We start from the raw sequence: 24,043 nt of genomic DNA, 5'->3' as shown, positions 1-24,043 counted from the left end.
CGACGGCGTGCACAGCCAGTTCGGCTCGCGCGTGTACAACTACGTGCGGTTCTACAACCACCGGGCCGACCGACCGCGCGGCGGCGCCGACCGCTACAACGACCCGACGATCACCATGGCCTACACCGGCCAGGATCCGGCCACGCTGCTGCATTCCCGTCCGCGCGCGGACGGCGACACGGCGCAGCTGACCATCCAGAACATCATGAACCCGACCTACCACACCACCGACCTGACGGTGACGGTGAGCCTGCTCGACCAGTACGGCAGCGGGCGGCAGGTGTTCGAGCTGACCGACACGCCCAAGCTGGCCAACGGCACGAACGCCGTGCAGCGCATCACGGCTGCCGGCCCCGACCAGGGCAAGATGATCAACCTGCGCTACCCGACCAACATCCCGCCGAGCCTGAACCTGCTCAGCCGCGACAGCGTGCTGAACGACGTCGTGAGCTCCATCGGTACGGCCGGCGGCGGCATCGGCGGCGGAAGCGTGGACGTGCCGCCCTCCACCGTGCCCACCTACCAGGTGAGCTACCTGGCGGGCTCCGGCGGCACGGTCGACCCCGACGTCGACCCGGGCACCGACGCGTCCATGGCGGGCAAGCTGCCGGCCAACTCGGCCTACGCCGAGGGTGACATCAAGGGCGCCAAGGCCGAGGCCAAGCCCGGCTACGCTTTCGAGGGCTGGTACAAGCGCGTCAAGAACGATGACGGCACCTTCACCGACACCAAGATCGAGGGCGCCCTGCCCGAGCTGACCGCGGCGCTCATCGCGGCCAACCTCAACACCAAGGCCGCCGTCGACACCGAGAAGCCGGCCCAGCCCGGCCCCGGCGCGGACAGCGGCGACAGCTCCGGCGACGCGGGCAGCGGCGATTCCGGCAGCGATTCCAGCGACGGCGGCAGCTCCGGCGGGACCACCCCGCCGAGCACTGGGTCGGCCACCATCTACGACGACACCACCTTCGTGGCCAAGTTCGTGCCCGACGACAAGCGCAAGTACTCCGTCACCTACGAGGTCTCCGACAAGGACCAGGGCGCCATCACCAACGAGGGCGACATCGCCATGCAGGCGCTCGGCACCGACCGGGTGACCGGCTCGACCGCCTCCGCGAAGGACGGCTTCATCTTCGACGGCTGGTACGTCCGCACCCGCGGCGATTCCGGCGAGGTGGTGGACGTTCTGGTGACTGAGGGCCTCCAGCTGACCGCCGCCGAGGTCATCGAGGTGCTCGACGAGCGGTTCGTGAACGACGAGGGGCTCTACACCGACGCCACCTTCGTCGCCAAGTTCGTCGACGAGTCGCAGCGCAAGTTCACCGTGGCCTACGCCGCCAGCGGCGAGGGCCAGGTGCGCACCGCCGGCTACACGGTGGGCGAGGGCGATTCCGCCACCACCGTCCAGCCCGGCGAGTGGGGCAAGAGCGCGGCCAATCTCAAGGTGCCGCGCGACGGCTCGGCCATCACCGGCGCCAACGCGCAGCCGGCCGAGGGCTACCAGTGCGACGGCTGGTTCCTGGTGACCACCGCCGAGGACGGCAGCACCACCGAGGAGGAGGTCACCACCGACCCGACCCTCACGCGCGAGACCATCACCGGCCTGTTCACCGAGGAGGAGCAGGGCTGCCAGCTGGAGGCGGACGTGACCTTCGTGGCCAAGTTCAGCCCCAAGACCACCCAGCGCTACACCGTCACCTACGCATCCGACGGCAACGGCGAGGTGCGCACCCTGGGCACCCCGGGCGAGGACGGCGAGGAGCAGGGCGCCGGGTCGTGGGGAGCCAGCGCCACCAACGCCGGCATCGTGGCCCTCATCACCGACGGCGTCACCGGCGCCAAGGCCCAGGGCAAGCCCGGCTACGCCTTCGACGGCTGGTACGTCAACCTGAAGGCCGCCGACGGCACCGTCACCGAGACGCGCATCGGCACCGACCCCGAGCTCTCGGCTGCGCTGGCCGCCAAGTCGCTCAACAAGATCGGCTGGGTGGAGCACATCACCCGCCAGGAGGAGCAGGTCATCTACGACGAGGTGACCCGCCCGAAGACCGAGGAGGTATCCAACCCCAAGATGGTCCAGTCCACCGAGCCCAAGGTGGACGATAACGGCGATCCCGTCCTCGACGACGAGGGCAACCAGGTGATGGAGCCCGTCTTCGACGACGAGGGCAACCCGGTGATGGAGCCTGTGCTCGACGACGAGGGCAACCCGGTGATGGAGATCATCCAGGTGCCCGTGCTCGACGGCGAGGGCAACCCGGTCATGGAGACCGTCAAGATCCCGCAGCTCAACGAGGACGGCACCGAGAAGACCCACATCGTCACCGTGGTGGACGACGTGGAGCATCCGGGCGAGACCGTCTACGTGGACACCACCTTCACCGCCAAGTTCAAGCCGAACCCGGCGCTCACCTACACGGTGGCCTACAACCCCACCACGGGCGGCAGCGTGTCGACGACCGCGAACACCGACCAGCAGCTGAGCACCGCCAAGGTGACCGGCTCGACCGCCGCGGCCAAGCCGGGCTACGAGTTCGTCGGCTGGTTCCTGCGCGTCTTCGACGAGCCGGCCGCCGCCCGCGCCGCCCGCGCCGCCCGGGCCGACGGCGACGCGCCTACCTACACCGACACCAAGATCAGCGAGAACACGACGCTCACCGCCGACGAGGTGCGCGCCGTCCTGGCCAAGGACGCCGACGGCCTCTACGAGGACACCGTGCTCATCGCCAAGTTCCAGCCCGAGGGCTCGCGCACCTACACCGTCACCTACCTGGCCGATGAGAACGGCGACGTGGAGACGGCCGCCAACGCCAACCTGCAGGTGCTCAGCACCGACGGCGTCACCGGATCGGTGGCCCTGCCCGGCACCGGCTACAAGTTCGCCGGCTGGTTCGTGCGCACCTACGTCGAGGAGCAGCAGAAGGCGCAGGAGCCGGTGATGGAGGAGAAGTACGAGACCGTGCAGGTGCCCGTGCTCGACGAGGACGGCTACCAGATGTACGACGACTTCGGCAACCCCATCACCAAGCCGGAGACCCACCTGGTCGTCGACGAGGACGGCAACCCCGTCCTGCAGCCGGTCATGGTGCCCGTGCTCGACAACGAGGGCAACCCCGTCAAGGACGAGAACGGCGACCCGGTCACCGAGCCCAAGATGCAGGACAAGAAGGACGAGAACGGCAACCAGGTCTACGAGACCGTCCGCGTTCCGCACGACGAGCCCATCCCCGGTGCCCGCGCGTCCCTCACCAAGGACCTGGTGGTCGCCCAGCTGGAGAAGGGCAAGGACGCCAACGGCCTGTACGCCGACCTGACCCTGGTGTGCAAGTTCGCCGAGAAGGGCGCCAGCGACCCCGACGAGGACCTCAACCCCTACACCGTCACCTATACCGCCGTCGACGGCACCGTGGACACCACGGTCAACGGCCCGCTGGACGCCACCAGCACCGTCGACGTCACCGGCTCCACGGCCACGCCCAACGCCGGCTTCGAGTTCGTCGGCTGGTTCGTGCGCACCACCGAGTACGTGCCCGATGCCAACGGCGTCATCCAGGCGCAGCAGGTGGACAAGAAGATCGACGGCGCCGGCCTCACGCTCACCGCGTGGGAGGCCCAGTCCTGGATCCAGAAGGACGACACGGGGCTGTGCATCGACACCCTCTTCATCGCCAAGTTCCAGAAGAAGGCCGTGAAGGAGGACCTGAGCAAGGAGTCCGTCAGCCAGCCCGAGACCCTGGGCGACCGCGATCCCATCCTCATCGAGTATTGGGACACCCGCGCCATCAAGAACGCCGACGGCACCTACAGTGGCAAGTGGATCACCATCGACGAGCTGGACGCCCTGGCCAAGCAGCCCGACCGCGTGCCCACCGTGGCCGATGAGGGCTACTACAAGAACTCCAACAAGTTCCGCTACGTCACCCAGGTGCGCTGGACCTACTACGACCTGCCCGCCACCATGTCCAACGACGGCATGACGCCGTATCACCTGGACGACGTGGCCCTGGTGGGCGTCGCCCGCTATCAGGACCACCGCAACGGCTCCGGCGAGCTCTACGAGTGGTGGATGGGTCAGAAGATCCCCGTCGACCTGGGCTACACCCATCGCCATGCCGAGAAGACCCAGCTGGACTTCTACCGCGAGACCGCTCCCGGCCAGGCCGGCGGCCTCATCCTGACCGACCCTGCCATCGACCACTTCCAGAAGACGGAGGAGGGCGTGGCCAAGAGCGTGCTCCAGACCAAGCAGGACAGCGGCAAGGCCACCGACTTCACGGTGTACCGCCGCACGCCCGTCATCCGGTTCCAGAACCAGGTGTTCCAGACCGAGGCCCAGGCCAAGGGCACGGGCGCCAAGAGCTGGAACGCCGCCCAGAAGACCGGCTACATCCCCGGGGAGAAGTTCTGGTACAAGGACACCCTGTGGAACGTGCCGCGCAACACCAACTCCTACATGGACGTGGAAGGCGAGCTGTACAACCCCGTCTTCTACGAGCGCATACCGCTCGACTACCTGAAGACGGCCGACGGCAAGGAGATCGACGCCGACTACCTGGCCAGCCGCCTGCAGACCAACATCCGCTGGTACGACATCTACGGGTCTGACGTGAAGGCCAAGCGCCTGAACGGCATGAAGATGCAGATCACCCGCGTGGCCGAGGAGGATGCGCCCGAGACGGCCCGCGACTACGGCGGCATGATGAACTACAACAACTCCGCCGTGGGCTACAGCACGCGCGACATGGGTGGCAAGCCGTTCAACGACCTGAATCCCACGACCGCGGGCGCCACCGAGAACACCCGGTTCGCCCTGTTCCGCATCGAGTGGGTGCCCGACCCCAACGCGTCCGAGCCCGGCTCGGTGGTGCCGGACAACCGCGCCGAGATATCGCCGGTCGACCTGGTGGAGCCCGGCAACGTGTGCGTCGAGGTGGGCGACACCATCGAGCTGTGGTTCGACGTGACCGCGGCCATCGACGGTCTGCCCCAGGTCTACGGCGACAACGCCCGCACCTACGCCTCCACCACCACGGGCAAGGAGCCCGCCTACTTCCCGCGCATCGGCGAGTACTGGCATTCCAACGGCAACACCGGCTATATGAACTACTGCACCGGCCGCGTCTACGTCAACCCGCTGTCCGGCGGCAGCTTCGGCGCGTCGCGCCCCGGCGTGGGAGCCAGCTACGTGAACAACGGCAGCGTGCTCATGGACATGGACTCGCTGCTGCACGAGTCGGCCTTCACGGCGGACAAGCCCAAGAACACCGACCGCTGGGAGATGTGGGACGGCTCGCTCACCTTCATCCCCGGCGAGGCCACCAACCAGAACGCCGACTACAACTACAACTACAACTACAACAGCCAGCCCAACACCCTATATGGCCAGGACGGGTTCCGCGGCACGTTCCTTGACACCGACGTCAAGACGCAGAACTACGTGCAGTGGACCCGCTACACGCCCAAGCGCCCCTTCAGCGCGGCGAGCCAGGCGGCGCTCCATAAGAACGCGCTGCCGACCACGCGCTACCTGGTGAACGGCCACGGGTCGGGGTGGAACGACAACGTGGTGCGCGTCAACGAGCGCACCGACTCGCGCTACGACTACCGCTTCAGCTACTGGCGCGACTACGACAACTTCGTCACCATCCGTCGCACGTGGGCGGGCAACAAGGCGCCCCAGAAGGACGATGACGGCAATCCCATCGGCCTGGCCACGCAGTGGGGGTCGGACACGCCGCTCATCTGGTCGCAGACCCGCGTCCACCTGCAGAAGGCGTGGCTGGCCACGTCGTCGCAGATGATCGCGTCCGACGACGCCCCCTCCATCCCGAGCAACCCGTGGGGCACCACCGCCTCCTACGAGTCGCAGCGCCAGTACCTGAGCGGCCGCGACGCCCATGAGTGGTGGTACGAGAGCGACTACACCTACGACGGCCTGTGGAAGAAGACCATCCGCGACCAGCGCGGCGTGCTGTACAACCAGTACAACACCACCATGCAGTACAACCAGTCCTACACCGCGCGCCTGCAGGCGCTCAACTACGGCGACCGCAACCTGGACGCCGTCGAGTTCACCTACATCTACCCGCGCGGCGCCGAGCCCGTGATGGTGGACGGCAAGCCCAAGGTCAACGCCTACTACCTGAACGGCACCGACGGCCCGAACGGCTACAGCTGGAACGCCACCCTGGGCGACCGCTGGGCGGGCATCGACCCCTCCAAGGTGAGCGTCGAGGTGGTGCAGACGCCCTACGGCGACTACATGGGCTACGACGCGCCCTCCGACTCGCAGAACCCGGCCGACTACCGCAACGGCCTGACGCGCCATTCCACCGACCTGTCGGTGGATCCGGCGCAGTCCAGCTACGAGGCGGTGCGCGGCGGCGACAGCAAGCAGCACGGCGACGACTACGTCAACAGCTCGCAGCCGTGGGTGCTCAAGATCACCGTGCGCCAGCCGCTGGGCAAGTGGTTCGGCCGTGACATCGACGGCAACGGCGCCAACACCGCCGACCGCGACAACTACGGCGGCAACCAGGGCTACAAGATGATCGTCGACGTCAGCTCGCACCTCTTCAGCACCAACACGTCGGGCTACTGGTACGACCGCGTGCTCACGCGCCCCATCGACACCCGCGAGGTGACTGGGTCGGACACGGCGTCCGGCGAGCTGCCCTCCAAGGCGTCGGCCTACTACCAGCTCTACGACATCGAGCACTTCGAGGGCCGCACCGCCTGGGAGAACGACGGCAACAAGAGCGACGGCGACACCAACAACAGCCAGCCCTTCGGCATGGACTACGTGTGGACGGCGCGCTCGCGCAACAACGACAGCTCGTGGAACATCCCGTACGTCTACGACCAGTCCTACGGCTCGCCCAACATGCCCTCGGTGGACGGCCGCCTGGTGCAGAACAACACCGTCACGCTCACCCGCTGGGAGAAGGCCGCCGACGGCACCTGGCACGACACCGGTCAGGCCGTGCCCGCCGGCGTCAAGGTGACCGACACCACGTCGGCCGGCAACTGGCATGCGGCCTACAAGAACTACGGCGACGAGGGCTCGCCTAACCTGTACGCCCAGACGGGCACCCGCGTCCAGATGCGCAAGCCCGTCGTGCGCACGTGGAACACCGTCGGCTACGACGGCGTGACCGGCGCCCTGAACGAGTACTACCTGGAAAGCGAGGGCGCGCGCCGCCAGCTCAACGTCCACGTTGAGAACCGCTACTGGTGGGATTCGCTGGCCCAGAACACCAACACCAAGGGGTCGACCAGCTGGTACTACGAGCCCGGCTGGTGGGAGCGCCTGTGGCACACCTACTCCGTCGACGGCGGCCAGATGGGCGACCTGCCCCTGCCCGTGGTGACCGTGGTGCTGCCCGAGAACATCGTGCCGCTGCGCTCCAACGGCCTGCCCTACGACCGCCTGCCCGACGTGGAGCAGGGCTTCGCCGCCGAGGACTGGTCGGTGAACTACGCCCACGACGCCACCGCCAACTCCAAGGCCAAGCTGGACAACAACATGGACGCGAAGGAGGCCTGGCGCGACTTCAAGGCCACGGTGACCTACGAGAACGTGGCCGACCTGGGCACGCCGGCCGTGGGCAACGTGCCGGCCAAGCCGCCGGTCGACCAGTACCGCTTCGTCATCCGCTTCGAGGCCCGCGGCGACGTGGACACCTCCGGCGAGACGGCGGCCGACTATAAGTGGGGCTTCAACCCCGACGACGTGGCCGTCGAGGGCGCCTGGAACGGCGACCGCTACCGCGGGTCGCACGAGTCCACGCGCAACGGCAACGCCAACGGCGAGCAGCGCATCCGCGCCTATGACATGGACACCTTCAAGTTCACCATCATGACCACCGGCGCCAGTCGCTCCGACGCGGACGAGGGGGCCTACCCCGAGACGTGGCGCAGCTACGAGAACATCCGCAGCTTCGTGTCGTCGAAGATGCCGGGCTACCAGTTCCTGGCCGACTCCAACATATCCGGCAACCCCTACCAGGTGGGCAACCCGCCGCAGTACCGCCGCTGGGGCGCGGTGCGGGAGGACACGCGCCTCGACGCGCGCCAGGCCACCTACCGCACGTCCAAGCGCGACGGCTACAACTACTACTTCTGGGATACCCACGACTACACTGATGACTACAACGCCACCACGTACCCCTACAACGTCACCACCGTGGGCGTCCTGCCGAAGAACTCCATCGACGACGGCAGCTACACCCGCAACAACGAGCCGGCCGTGAACTTCCTGCCCGGCTTCACGAAGCGCTACGCCGAGAGCCAGCACGGCCTTGACAGCGTGACGCCGGCGGGCAATGACGGCATGATCGTCGAGGACTACCGCTTCCGCGAGAGCTATGCGCTCGACGCCCAGGGCACCTACCGCCTGAACGCCAACGAGGCCGTGCGCACGGCCGATAACTTCAAGCGCAACCGCACCGGCAAGGCCGATGTGCGCGACGACCAGGGCCTCATGACCGGCCTGAAGCTGCGCTGCTCGTACCCCACCGTGAAGGCGGAATACGAGGTAGTCCGCGGCACGGGCGACAACGGCGCCAACCCCACGGCCATGGGCAGCGGCGCGTACTGGGATCAGAGCCTCTATCGTTACGGCAACCGCGACTACCGCAACAACTTCTACTACTGGCTCGGCCGCGACGGCGCCGTGCAGCGCGACACCATCCCCGACGCCAACGCCTTCCAGTACGGCGACACGCTGTGGTACCAGGCCAAGTTCTCCAACCTGAACAACGGCTACGCGCAGTCGGGCCGCCTCATGCACGCCAAGATCGTGTTCGCGATGCACCTGCCCAAGCAGGTGACGTTCTACACCGACAAGATGCTGACCGACGACCCGGCCCTTGCGGCCCGGGACGCCGGCTACAAGCTCATCGACGACTACGTGGGCGATGACTACCAGTTCCTGGTGGAGTGGTACCACTGGGATCGCCACAAGAAGACGTTCGTGACCGAGCACCTCACGCCCAAGCAGCTGGTGGCCAACGGCTGGACGGTGAAGGTGGTCGACCAGCCCAACTACACGTCGAACAACTACGATGCCACCCAGGGCGGCAGCGACTACGGCAAGCCCGACGCCGACCAGCCTGATGACCTGGCGCCCGACAACATCAAGTCCGCCTCGCACGACGAGGAGGTGGTCGTCTTCGAGCTGGCGCCGCCGGATGATGCCACCGATGAGGAGTTCGACGAGTACGACAGCCTGCTCCAGGCGCAGTGGGGCGGCGTGCATCCCGATGGCCACATGTTCATCGGCGACGCCATCACGCTCAAGGTGCGCACGCGCATCGACAACCTGGGCGACGCGGAGAGCGCGCTCACGGGCATGCACACGAGCTACGCCGACCAGCTCAAGGAGCTCCGCACGTGGAACGGCGGCAACTCCACCATGTACGCCACGGTGCACGACACCAACCTGCGCTGGCTCCAGCAGGCCAACGGCGGCCCGGGCTGGACGCACGTCTACGAGAACGACTGGACTGATCCCGACACCGGCGCCGTCACGCCGGCCGGCACCCAGGCCACCAAGTCCGTGACGCCTACCGCCACGGAGCCGGGCCAGAAGCCCTATGACTTCAACGAGCAGAAGATGAGCCGCTTCATTCGCTGGGGCCGCTACAACGGCTACGTGCGCCTCATCAACGACGAGGTGGCCAAGATCGACCCGGTGACGGGCGAGGAGATCCCCGCCAAGGACTACGACCGCGACGGCGACCTCACCGACAGCTACATCTACGACAAGTCGGGCTTCTTCAAGATCCTGAAGCCCAGCTCCAGCGTGCGCGGCGACACCTTCGTCCAGCGCGCGCTCATGACCGACCAGGACTTCGACATCAACCTGGCCGACGACTCGCACCAGGCCGGCGACAACGAGCTTCTGGTCACCCAGGCCGTCAACACCGGCTCGGCGGTGAACAGCTTCATCGTCGACTGGCAGGTGCCCTACTACGGCACCTTGAACGCGCTGTCCTACGACGCGCCGCTCTCCGACCCGAGCCAGCCCGTGGTGCGCACCTACCCCTACGTGAGCTACGTGCAGACCGGCGTGTGGGAGGTTCCGGGCGCGCAGTGGTCCACCAAGATGGTCCAGATCCCCAGCACCAGCAAGGCGGCCGCAGCCTCGGCTGCGAGCGCCGATGTCCCGGCCTACGGGCCGGCAGCCGACCCGGGCATCGCCGCCTACGCCGACGGGCCGATGGCCGACGAGGGCATCGCGGCCTACGCCGACGAGCCCGCCGCCGACGGCGAGGGCGACGGCGGCGAGGGCGACGGACCTGCCGTGCCCGAGGGGCCGGTGTACTCCGTCAAGTACCAGGCTGACGGCCTGAACGGCAAGGTGTCCAACCTGAACGACTTCAACATCCCCCAGGGCACCGTCGACGGCATCACCGGGTCGAAGGCCACGCCTAACCAGCACTACGAGTTCGCCGGCTGGACAGTGACCGTGGTCGGCGGCGGCATGGACGGCAAGGACATCGAGATGGAGATGGAGGTGCCGGTGGCCGAGGACGGCACCTGCACGCTGACTCCTGACATCGTGAAGACCTACCTCAACAAGGAAGACGTGCTCGACGTGGACGGCAAGCCCACCGGGGACGTGACCTACCATGCCACGACGTTCACCGCGCACTTCAAGCCCATCACCTACGACATCTACTACCTGGCCGAGCCGCTGGATCCCGACGTGGACAAGAACGTCCACGGCACCGTGGACACCCCCTACAACCTGGATATCATGTACCGCGACAACAGCCACGGCATATCCGGTGCCAAGGCCATCCCCGAAGATGGCTACATCTTCGAGGGCTGGTACAAGCGCGTGGAGTTCGAGCGCGAGGAGACCCTTTCCGACGGCACCGTCATCACGGTGACCGACTACCGCGACGAGAAGATCGAGGTCACCTTCGACGAGATCACCGGCACCGGCTCCCTCAGCGTCGACCACGTGGCCAACCACCTGAACCACAAGACCAGCCCCGACTTCGGCATCTACTACCAGGACACCGTCTTCGTGGCCAAGTTCAAGGAGAAGCCGAAGTTCAAGGAGGTCTACGACCAGCCTCTCAACGACGCCGCCAAGCGGGAGGACAAGCTGCGCGTGTACGTGCTGGCGCGCATCGTCAACACGTCCACCCAGGATGCCGACAAGCCCAAGTCGGTGTTCGGCGAGCAGAACGGGCCCACGCCCAACGACCGCGAGAACTACGCCCTGCCCGGCACCGACGCCGACCGCGACTACTTCTTCGGCGAGGACGACCGCGGCAGCGCCCAGTTCCCCGACGGCAACACCGCCGACGGCCGCGACCCCAGCACCTGGGGCGGCACCAGCGCGGGCACCTGGGTCATCCTGGGCGATCCGGCCGGCTATGCCGTGCGCGACAAGACCAATACCCGCATCGACACCACGCAGTTCAACCAGGCGGGCTACTTCGACATCCGCCAGATCCGCTGGGTGGTCAAGGCCGTGGAGCACGACGACGCCGGCAACCCGGTGAAGTCCGGCTGGGACGCCATCCTGGACGACTCCGTGGCCCAGCGCAACCCGGTGCCGCGCGGCTTCCGCCTGGACGTGGACGCCGTGCCCGACATCGTGCCGGGCAGCCCCGCCGACGACGGGCTCAACGACTACCGCGACACCGTCGGCAAGCAGGAGGCCGACTTCCTCGACCCGCAGCGCCTGAACGTGGGCTGGGCGTGGGAGCGCGACGCCTCCACGGGCAAGTACGTCATGACCAGCGACGGCAAGCGCAAGAAGCTCCAGACCAAGGCGCAGATCCCGCAGTCGCTCTACTCCAACGCGGCCGGCGTCATGTGCCACACCTTCGTGCTGGAGGACTTCACGCTTTCCACCATGGGCATCCGCACGCTGGCCGACGGCCCGCTGGCCCAGGCCGACGGCGACGGCACCGGCGGCGCGGGCGATGGCAGCGGCTCGGGCGACGGCGGCACCACCCAGGTGTCGAAGGAAGCCCACCTGAACCACTTCGTGTCCACCGTGCTGCGCTACGACGACACGAAGTACGCCAACCCCGAGCGCGACCGCGTGGGCTTCTACCGCGTGGCCGAGTACCCCACGCTCAAGCTGGACATGGAGCAGGCCTACTACAACGGCAACGCGTCCGAGCGCTACGAGTGGGTGGTGGGCCGCCCGGCCATCGACCCGGCCGCATCGCTCATGATGCGCTACAAGATCACGCTCACCAACCTGAGCACCGCCCAGCTCAAGGCCCTCGGCGTGGTGGGCCAGCAGGGCGACTTCTGCTCGAACCCCGACCTGTCCATCGTGCTGCCCTTCATCGAGGGCTTCGGCGCGGCGTCCACCATGTCGGGCAAGTCGTTCCAGTACGTGCCCTATGCGGAGAGCCTCAAGACCGATGCCTTGGGCAAGCCGCTGAGCCCGCTCAACATCGGCTACCACGATGAGGCGGAGACGCACATGGTGGACATCCTGGATGAGAACGGCAAACCGCTCGAGGACGAGAACGGCAACGTCTACCAGGAGGTCGTCTACGACCGATACGCCCAGAACCTGGACGGCAAGACGCCGCTGTGGACGTGGCACGTCGAGAAGCTCGACGACAGCTTCGTGTCCCAGGGCGTGGTGGAGAACCCCAACGTCACGTTGACCCAGCCCACCGTGGGCGGCAGCCTCACCACCGCCGACAAGCTGGGCTCGGTGAGCTCGGGCTACAACCGCAAGTTCATGAACTGGCGCTTCACGTCGGCGGCGGGCGGCAACATCCGCGGCACGCTCCAGCAGGGCGAGGCCGTCATCATCGAGATGATGATGCCCATCCGCGCGGACGCCAACTCCTCCATCAGCTCCGACCTCATGACCACCACCGGCTATGCCTACAAGTCGGGCAACTACAACCCCTATATCCCCACCCAGCAGGGCAACAACAAGACGGGCTTCATCCTTGACACCCGCGACGTGAACCTGGACAACAACACCAACGAGATGCTGCTCTCCCTGCAGCTGGAGGGCGCGGGCTTCGTGGCCAACACGGCTCAGGCCCAGTCGAAGTTCTCGTCGTCTGACCTGGGCACCCTCTACACCCAGGCCGTCAACGGCCCGGTCATGGTGGGCGAGGGAGGCAACTACGACTACCTGTCCCGCGCCGAGAACCTGGGCGCGAGCGATGCCATCGCCAAGCAGTACGTCCATGCCGTGCTCTTCGACGTGCTGCCCTACGAGGGCGACCCGAAGGTGCTCGACGGCGGCTTCGAGTACAACGAGGCCGGCGAGCCGGAGCGCGTGGCGGTGCCCCGCAAGTCCACCTGGCACGGCTGGGTGGAGGACCTGGATTCCGTGAAGGTGATGAGCTTCGACCCGCGCGACGCCGATCACCCCAACGGCCGCGAGCTGATCAGCGAGGGCCCGAGCCGCGAGGTGAGCGTGTGGGCCGGCCCCTATGAGGTGACCCGCGACGCCAAGGGCAACGTGACCCACGTGAAGGCCCTGGAGGCTGACGCGCTGCCGGCGCTTTGGAAGCAGCCGAGCCAGGCGCTCCAGCTCCAGGCCATCAACGAGATGCGCGAGGACCCGACTGGCATGCGCCTGCGCGAGGCGGGCCTCATGCCGCTCGAGGAGCTCAAGGCCTACGTGGAGGCGCATCCGGACGAGTCGCTCAACCTGCGCCACGCCCTGCGCGGCTTCTGGGTGCAGGCCGAGAAGGACAGCGTGTACCTGCCGCCCACCGGCTACATCTCGCTGGCCTACGACATGCATACGCCGCTGAACCTGCCCAAGTACCTGGGCTCGACCACCGGCGACGCGCTGTTCGACATGAACCTCGACATCACCGACCCCAACCTGAACCCGAACGGCGCTGCCCGCCTGGCCGAGGTGACCCAGTGGAACAGCTTCGCGCAGCGCGTCAACGTCACCGGCGCGGACGCCCTGGGCGACGCGTCGGCCCGCCTGGTGGAGAACCGCCAGGCCGGCGCCGTGGTGGCTGCGCCCGACGAGCGCGGCTACGTGGGCGACTACGTGTGGATCGACCTCAACTGGGACAAGCTGAAGAACGACACCAAGGCCGGCCTGCCCGAGACCACCGACGCCCAGGGTCGCCCGACCACCTACCACAAGGGCCCGAACGGCCGCTACATGCTGGCGACCGACACCGAGTACGACGAGGCCACGGGCACGTGGAAGGGCGTCTACGAGGGCACCGACGAGGACGGCAACCCGGCCACGTTGCGCAGCGACGATATGCTGAAGGACCTGGACTTCGACGGCGAGACCAACGACCCCGGCGTCAACGGCGTGGTGGTGGAGCTGCTCAACGAGAACGGCTTCCCCGTCAACCGCGACGGCCAGGTTCCCCTGTGGCTCGAGGGCGCGGCGGGCGATGGCACCGGCCGCTGGATCCAGTGCGACCCGGTGACCGGCGAGCCTCTGCTCAACGCCGGCGGCGGCTACATCAACGCCGACGCGGGCGGCCCCTACACCTATACCACCGAGAGCGACTACTACGGCAACCAGGGCTACTGGATCATGTCGAACATCATTCCCGGCAAGTACAAGCTGCGCTTCACCTTCCCCAAGAAGTACTCCGGCTATACCCTGACCACCCTGGCCATCGGCCCGGACAAGGACGGCGACGGCGAGGCTGACTACGTGATGGACATCGAGCACCGCGCCGACGACCCGGACACCCCGGACGTGGACGAGACGGCGCTCGTGGCCACCACGGCCGAGGCGTTCGAGATTCGCCCGGTGGCCTACGACAAGGACTACTTCCTCGATCCGGCCAACACCGACGTGTTCGAGAACCCGGAGCGCATCCACCGCGCCTACGACGCCGAGATGACCAGCTACCAGGTGGGCATCAGCGCGCCCGTCACCGTGGAAGGCGTCACCTTCCGCGACGACATGTACGACGGCGGCATCCCCATGGACGACCCGGAGGATCCGAGCGACGACAACATCGACCTCATCGACGGCTACCTCGACCGCCAGAAGGACCAGAACGACCCCGACTCGGCGCTCCAGTACCAGAAGGAGCAGCGCCTGGCCAACATGCAGGTGTCGCTCTACGAGTACAACCCAGAGACCGGCGAGGTGTCCAACGAGGTGGCGCTCGACGCCGAGGATAAGCCGGCCACGTTGCTGACCGGCGAGGACGGCACGTTCAGCTTCAACATGAAGCCGGATCGCTACTACCTGCTGCGCTCCGAGGACGCCCTGGGCACGCGCCTCATCAAGCCGACGCCCTACCTCTACACCAAAGACCCGCTGGAGGCGCCCGAGCACAACAGCCTGCTCGACTTCATCGTGGCCCACTGGGCCGACCTGGGGCTGACCGCCGCGCCCACGCATCTGAGCGACCTGACGGACGCCCAGCTTGCCGCGGCCGAGGCCAAGTACAAGACCGACCCGTGCGGCATCTGGGACAACGACCTGTACCTGAAGACCTACGTGGTGCCCAACCCCGACTTTGACGACCGCTACCCCGAGTCCGAGAGCAACAGCCGCACCAAGAAGGCGGTCAAGGGCGAGTGCTATCCCATCTTCGCCGCCATTCCCACCGACGAGGACGGCCACGCCATCTACGAGGACAACGAGGAGTGGAAGGGCTTCAAGGTCTACCGCAAGTTCGGCCTGGGCTACGTGGACGCCACCAAGGGCTACCTGGGCAACTACGTGTGGAACGACCTCAACTACAACGGCGTGCAGGACCTGCTGGAGCCCGGCGTGCCCAACGTGCGGGTGACGCTTGAGCAGTACTGGTGGAACCCGGACGCCATCGCCAAGGGCAAGGGCGCCTGGCAGCTGGTGGAGCGCACGCGTAAGTTCAACAAGCAGACGCAGGAGTGGGAGTGGGCTCCCAAGGAGCATTCCACCCGCGTGACCAACAACGCCGGCCAGTACGTGTTCGCCGGCCTGCCCACCTACGTGCCCGACCCGCTTGACGACGACCTGGACAAGATGGACGAGGACAAGGTCAAGTACCTGGCCGGCTACCGTCTGCGCATCGACCGCAAGAACCTGCTGACCCTGGGCACCAACTGGGGCTTCACCTTCCGCAACACCACGAACACCACCGACGACCCGGCCGACGAGCAGGATTCCGACCTCAAGACCACCGTCATGAACGGCCCGCTGGACGGCGCCACCAAGGACCCGACGAGCGGGGCCATCGTCACCGTGCCGGTGTACTACCTCAACGCCCCCACCGACGGGCTGCGCCCCGACGTGGAGATGGGCCTGGGTACCGACTCGATGATCGTGCTGGCCGGCGCGCCCACCGAGGAGACCCTGCTGGAGAACACGGTGACGGTGCGTCCGTCCGCCGGCATCTCCTACACCTACGACTTCACCAACGCCCAGCGCTTCGAGAACTGGGACGCCGGCCTGGTGGCCGTGCCCGAGGGCGCCATCTCCGGCGTGCTGTGGGAGGACGCCGACTACGACGGCATTCGCAAGATTGACGAGAACCCGACCGACCCGACCGACCCCGACGCGGGGGCGACCGACCCGACCGATCTCGATGCGGGGGCGACCGACCCCGACGCGACCGACCCCGACGCGGGTGCGACCGACCCGACTGACCCGACTGACCCCGACGCGGGCGACGGCGACGGCGGCGACGGCGACGGCGGCGACGAGCCCGTCGACCCGGACAACCCGGGCGCGGTGGAGAAGCCGGAGATCCCCGAGGTCGAGAAGCACGACAAGCCCATGCCGGGCGAGAAGGTGGTGCTGACCCAGTGGTACTGGGATCCGGCGGCCGTCAACGATACCGGCGGCGTGGGGGCCTGGAAGCAGAACCTCACCTTCGGATCTGACCTGCGCACCTCGCACGTGGTGGGCAGCGTCCCCGTGACCATCAACAACCCGGACTACCCGGGCACCGGCCTGGAGACCACCCCGCCGGAGGAGAAGATCACCGTCGACTTCGAGATGCGTGTGCCTAACGTCACGGGCGGCGTGTCCAAGGACGTGGTGAACTGGAAGTACGGCCTGGATGGCACGGTGGATACGGACAAGGTGGGCGCCCTGCTCGAGGCCGCCCTGAACCAGTCTGCCTGGGATAGCCTGGTGGACGGCTCCTTCGACGCCGGCGAGTGGGGCAAGCTCGGCGACGGCGAGGTGGGCGTCTACACCGACGAGAACGGCGAGTACCTCTTCGACAACCTGCCGACCGCCTACACCGATGCCGAGGGCGCGCACTACCTGGCGTCCTACCGCGTGAAGCTCTACGAGACCCACGTGGACTATGACGGTACCGGCCCCGGCGGCACCGGCAACCCGGATGACGACAACTACTGGCTGCTCACCAAGTCCCACATCGGCGAGGATCTGACCATCGACTCCGACGTGCTGTCCTCGGTCACCCTGGCCATCGAGGATCGCGACGCCGTGGACGCGACCGACCGCGACCGCTACACCCGCGTGAACGACGGCCAGGTCATCCTGGCGGCGCCGGTGGCCACGCCCGACGGCAGCCACGAGAGCCATGTGCGCGTGCCGGCCAGCCAGCTGACCGAGGGCGCGCCGGCGGCCTACGACTGGCTGACCATCCGCAAGGACGGCGACGACGTGGAGATCCGCGAGGTGGAGGCCGACGACGGCACCACGTCCCAGCTGATCGTGTTCCGCGGCGGCGACGCCGGCCAGCTGCCCGCGCCGCGCCGCGACATCTCCGGCGTGGTGTGGAACGACGTCAACTCCAACGGCATCCAGGACGCCGGCGAGCCGGGCTATGCCAGCACGCTCATCCAGATCGAGCTGCTGCGCTTCGTGCCCGATGCTGACGCGCCCGACGGCTGGAGCCCCGATCCCAGCTGGACCCCGCGCCTGGAGTACCCGGGCAAGGGCGGCTGGTTCTGCTTCGAGGACCTGCCCTCCCAGCGTCGCGAGGCCGACGGCTCCACCACCATCTTCGCCTACCGCGCGTGGGTGAAGGCGGCGCCCGACGTGCGCTACACCCTGTTCATCGCCAAGTACCAGCAGGGCGACGACTACACGGTGGACTCCGACCTGCGCTACGACGACTCCTACCTCATGAACCTGACGGTGGACGAGTACGACGTGCTGCTGGACAAGCGCGTGCCCGAGTCCTTCGCCGACAACGTGGTGAAGGCCGCCCCGTCCAACAACCCCAACCAGGGCGACGGCCCGGCCGTGGCCGCGGCCAACGCCCTCGGCCGCGTGATGCGCCTGGCGCGCGCGGCGAGCCCCCTCACCTACAACTACGACCTGGCCATGTCCTCCAGCCGCGATTCCAACGACGGCGGCGTGGAGATTCCGCCGTCGGCCGACATCGCCGGCTACGTGTGGAACGACCAGGACTACGACGGCCTGATCGACGAGGACGAGGAGCGTTTCGAGAACAAGACCATCACCCTGCACCGCTGGTACTACGACCCGGCCGACGGGCAGTGGAAGAAGCCCGGCGCCGACGCCGGCTTCGATGCGGTGCGCACCATGCAGACCGACGCGGACGGCCACTTCCTGTTCGAGAACATGCCCGTGTCCATGCGCGTCGACGACACCGAGCGCTGGTATTTGCAGGGCTACACGCTGGAGATCGACGGCCGCGAGAACGAGCCTACGGGCGTGGGCGGCCGCCCAGTCACCCTGTGGCAGCAGGTCAACGACCCGGACAACCCGGGCGACGATGAGAAGGTCAACTCCAAGGCGGTGCGCCCGGTGAACGTCCCGGCGTCCGACAAGGCCCTCTACGACCTGGAGAACAACTATCCCATCACCTACAACCTGGCCGTGGACGCCGGGGCGCCGGTGGTGGACGGCCGCCTGGTGCTGTGCAACCCGGCGGTGGAGGGCAGCGGCACCGAGGAGGAGTACATCGTCCGCGGCTACGACATCACCAGCCCGGCCGACCGCATCCACATGAACGCCGGCTTCGGCAACTTCCAGACCACCACCCTGCGGGGCGTGGTGTGGAACGACGTCAACTACAACGGCATCCGCGAGTACGCGGCCGACCGCCTGGGCGACGACCCGATCGACGCCGATGACGTGGTCATCGGCGAGGCCGGCCTGGCGGGCATCGAGATGCGCCTGACCCGCCGGCTGCTCATCGACGGGAAGTGGACGCCGGACGGCAACTTCGCGACCGATTTCGCGGAGGAGATCGCGAACAGCACGGGCACCGACGCCGAGATGTACGCCAACGGCGCCGACCCGAACGACCCGGCCGTGTACGCGCGGACGGGCGCCGACGGCGTGTACGAGTTCAACGAGCTGCCCGGCTTCGTGCCCAAGGGCACCGGCAAGGACAAGGACGAGTTCTACCTGGCGGCCTACCACATGGAGGTCGTGCGTGACAACGTCACGTCTTCGAGCGTGGTCACGCGCTTCCACGTGGAGGATGCCACCATCCGCACCGACTCCGACCTGGCTACCGACATCGACGACGTGACGGCTGACACCTCGAGCAACTATCACCTGTTCGAGACGTACCCCATCGTGCTGCCCGACGGCACCGAGAACGGCCAGCGCAGCGAGGGCCTCATCATCGTGGCCAAGCCGCGCAGCGACCAGCGCGCCTCGCAGTACAAGGTAGTGGCCAACGGCGGCGAGTACGATCCGCTCGACCCGATGGTGGACTACCGCGGCGGCGACGCCGGCTTCAAGGTGCCCTCGCCGGTGGAGATTGCCGGCACGGTGTGGGTGGACGCGGACGGCGACGGCATCCGCAACTACCAGACGGCCGAGGATGGCACGCCCGAGGCGGACGAGGACGGCAACCCGCTCTACGCCGAGCGCGGCCTGCCCGGCCAGAAGGTGGAGCTGCGCCGCTACTGGTACGACGTGAAGACGCACACGTGGATCTTCGACAAGCGCCTGAACCCGGCTAACGGCGGCGTGGCCGAGACCACCACCGACGCGGAGGGCAACTGGATCTTCGAGAAGCTCCCGGCCTTCGAGGTGCTCACCGAGGACAGCGGGCTTTTACCTGCCGACGAGGAGTCGCGCCCCGTGGTGTTCGGCTACCGCGTGAACATCCCGTCGGTTCCCGACGAGTACGCGGTGACCGACCCGAACGTCGGCGACGCCACGGTGGACTCCGACCTGGACGAGACCACCACGCGCATCCTGCCCGACGACCCGCAAAACGGCCTGTTCGTTCCCATGCAGGAGGCCGAGGCCGACGAGGACATGGCCACGCTCATCGCCGGTCCTGCGGAGAGCACGTGGGAGAACCCCGATCACGTGGGCCTGTGGTCTCAGGCCAACGTTGAGAGCAGCTACCACAACGATGCCGGCCTGGTGCCCTACGCGGGCGCGGTCATCGCCGGCATGGTGTGGAACGACAACAACCTGGACGGCATCCAGGACGCCTCAGAGGAGCCGCTGCCGCTGGGCACGGTGTACCTGGAGCGGATGCTGGTGCCGGAGGCGGAGGCTCCCGTCGATCCTGACGTGCTGGCCCTGCAGGGCTGGACGCTGACGGACGGCGCGGCCGGCTCGAACCTGGACGGCGTGACCGGCGAGCCGCTGGTGAAGGCCGATCGCATACCGCCGAAGACCCGCGCGGCCGCCGCGCGCGCTGGCCTGGCCGCGCCGCTGGACGTGCTGGCGGATGCCGTGGCGCCGGCGGATGGCGTCGACCCCGATGCGGGCGACCCCGACGCGGGTGCGCCTGACGCGGGCGATCCCGATGCGGGCAACCCGGATGCGGGCGCGGACGGCGACGGCTCGGGCGACGGCGATGCGACCGTGCCGGATGAGGGCGATGGCAGCGAGTGGGTCACCATCTCCCAGCGTAAGATCGGCGCGGACGGCCGCTATGCGTTCGCCGGCCTTGACCTGGTGAACGACGAGGGCAAGTCCTATCGCTACCGCCTGCGCTACGAGAAGCCGGACGGCACGTTCTACGCGCCGCTCGACATGGGCGACAACGACGACGTGGACAACGACTGGTTCCCCGTGGTGGAGCCCGAGAACCCGACGGTCGACCTGTCGCCCCTCATGGGCACCACGCAGGCCTACGAGGTGGTGAAGCCGCTGTTCGGCAACACGGTGAACGCCTACGGCCAGCTGTGGCAGGCCCACCGTCCCATCAACCATCAGGACGAGGAGGACGAGGACGGCAACCCCACGGGCAGTTCCGTCGACTTCGGCTTCACCTACCCGCCGACCGTCAAGATTGCCGGCACGGTGTGGGAGGACGCCGACCACGACGACCTGCGCAACTACGAGCTGAAGGAGGTGGCGCCTGAGGAGGGTGCCCCCGAGGACGCGGAGCCGAGCTACGAGCGTGACTACACCGAGGACGGCATCGAGGACGTCTACGTCGAGCTGCGCCGCTACTACTTCCTCCCCGAGGAATTCACGGCCTTCGATCCCGACGAGCTGGACAAGCCGGAGGGCCCGGACGCCCCCGATGCGGGCGACGAGCCCGAGGCGCCGGGCGTGGGCGACGGCACGGGCGACCCGGATGCGGATGGCCCGGATGCCGGCGATCCCGATGCTGGCGGCGACGCGGGCGATCCCGATGCGACCGATCCCGATGCGGGTGACCCTGACGCGACCGACCCTGATGCGGGTGACCCGGATGCCGGCCCTGATGCGACCGACCCCGACGCGGACGGCGACGCCGGCCCGGATGGGGGAGACCCCGACGCCGGGACGACGGGCCCCGAGGTGACCGATCCCATCGATCCCATCGTGTCCGAGGGCGATCCCGTCCTGGTGGCCCTGGCCTTCTTCCAGGAGCCGCTCATGGGCGCCGCTGCGGACGCTGTGGCGGGCACGGTTGACGGCGAGGCGCTCGAGCCGGAGCCGGAGCCCGATACCGATCCGAACTACGACCGCTACGACCTCGGCAAGGGCCAGTGGGTCTACGACGAGGCCTTCAACGTGACCGGTCCTCTGGACGGCGTGCCCTGCACGTGGTCTGATGAGGACGGCTACTGGGAGTTCGACGGCCTGCCCACCACCGGCGTGGTGACCATCGACGGCGAGCAGCACCGCGTGGTCTACGGCTACCGCGTCAACGTGCCGGTGCTGCCCGAGGACTACGAGGTGGCCGCGCTGCGCGTCGGCGACGACCGCACGGTGGACTCGAGCCTGGACGAGGCCAACACGCGCCTCGTGCCCGACCTGGCCGACGGCGGCGCCTTCGGCCTGGTGGTTCCCGCCAAGGGCTCCGACGGCACCGAGGACAAGCTGTCGCTGGTGAAGGACGGCCCCGGCGGCGTGCCCCGCTCGCTGGCCGTGGGCTATGACAGCCTGGAGAACGACAGCGGCCTCGTTCCCTACCAGAACGCCGTCATCAGCGGCGTGGCGTGGAACGACGCCGACGAGGACGGCCTGCGCCAGGAGGGTGACGAGATCCTGCCCGGCATGACCGTCCGCCTGGAGCGCAAGCTGGTGGATGACGAGCCGGCCGACGTTCCCGCTGGTCGCGGCCAGTACCTGACCGACGGTGCGGCGGGCAGCGACCTCACCACGCCGGGCGACCCGCTCGAGAAGGCGGAGCGCGGCCAGGTGCGGGTGCCGGTCAAGGGCTACGGCGAGGAGGAGCCCGACGAGCCGACCGGCCCGGTGGATCCGGACGATCCCGGCGTGCCGGGCGAGCCGGACGACCCGGAGGGGCCGACCGACCCGGATAACCCGGACGCCCCCGGCCCCGGCGGCGATCCGGACGACCCGAGCAAGCCGACCGACCCGGACGCCCCCGGCATCGACACGCCCGACCCAGACGACCCGCTGGCCGACCTGGGCGCGCTCGACCCGGCGGATGCCGCCCTCGTGGTGGCGGATGCCGACCCGGCTGCGGCTGCCCTGGCCCTGGCCGAGCTGAACGTCGGCGACGCGGCGGCCATCATGGCGCTGCTTGACCCGGCCGACGCTGCGGCCGTGGCTGACGTCATGGACGTCGCGCTGGCCGCGGGCGTCATGTTCTCCCTCGATCCGTCTGTGGCTGCGGCCATGGTGGATGCCATGACCCCGGCTCCGGCCGCCGAGGCCCTGGCCGCCGTTGACCGCCCGGTGGCGGCCGCCGTGCTGGCCCAGGTGGACGCGGCTCAGGTGGCGCTGGTGCTGGCCGCCATGGATCCGCTGGTGGCCGAAGAGATCATGACGCTGCTCAATCCGGAGGTCGAGGCGCCGGCTCTGGCCTCCCTGGCTGCTGGCGAGGCTGCGCATTCCGTGGCCGACCGCGTGACGCGCACCTTCTCCGCCGTGGCCGCCACCGCCGCCTCGGCGATGCAGGCGGCTGCCGACGGTGCCGCCTCGGCAGATGCCGCGGGTGACGCCATCGAGGGCGCGGGCGACAAGGGCGATGCTGGCGACAAGGACGAGCCCGCCAAGCCGTCCAAGCCCGCCGCGAAGCCCGACAAGCCCTACGAGACCTACGGGCTGAGCAGCAAGGACGCGGCCAACGCGGTGGTGCCCAAGAAGAACGAGTGGGCGCAGGTGGCCTCGAAGCAGACCGACGAGGAGGGCTTCTACAGCTTCAACAACCTGCCCCTGGAGGATGAGTACGGCCGTGCCTACGTCTACCGCGTGGTGATGGACAAGCCGGCCGAGGCCAAGTACGTGCCGGTGAACGTCGGCGGAGACGACAACGTCGACAACGACTGGGGTCCGGAGAAGGAGGGCGACGTCAAGGGCGTCACCAACCCGCTCAAGGTCTCCGTCCTGCGCGAGGTGGCCAAGTCCGCCAACCCGACGCCGGCCGATCCCGCCGCTCAGGCTGACGCCGTTGAGGGCGGGGCCGCGAGTCGTGCGGCCGCCGGGACGACCGGTGGCACGGCGGCTGGCGGATCGGCCTCGGCGAGCCACGTGAACGCCTACGGCCAGACGTGGCGCATGCACGAGCCCGAGAACTGGACGAGCGAGGAGCAGCGCTCCGTCGACCTCGGCCTCGCCTACGAGGACGAGGGCGGGCGCGACCCCCTGCACCCGTGGCGCCTGGCCCTGCCCAAGACGGGCGACGGGCTGATGCTGCTGGCAGCAGCGGCCACGGCGCTGCTCGCCTTGTGCCTGGCCCTGCTGGCGCGTCGCCGCCGCAAGGCCGCCGACCAGCAAGACTAA

1 protein-coding gene (cut by a window edge) is annotated in these 24,043 nt (G+C 68.1%); it reads left to right on the top strand.

Going from position 1 to position 24,043, the window contains the following annotated elements; genetic code table 11:
• Positions 1 to 24,043: the 3' portion of an InlB B-repeat-containing protein gene (locus LPT13_RS00725; protein WP_242164231.1), read on the top strand. 12,665 nt of this gene lie to the left of the window's left edge; the window shows 24,043 of its 36,708 coding nt (coding positions 12,666–36,708); its start codon lies off the left edge, out of view; the stop codon is at positions 24,041 to 24,043.

It is taken from the genome of Adlercreutzia faecimuris (assembly GCF_022669055.1).
Lineage (GTDB): Bacteria > Actinomycetota > Coriobacteriia > Coriobacteriales > Eggerthellaceae > Enterorhabdus > Enterorhabdus faecimuris.
Note: the sequence above shows the minus strand (reverse complement) of the source record. Positions and strands in the feature narration are given on the sequence as shown.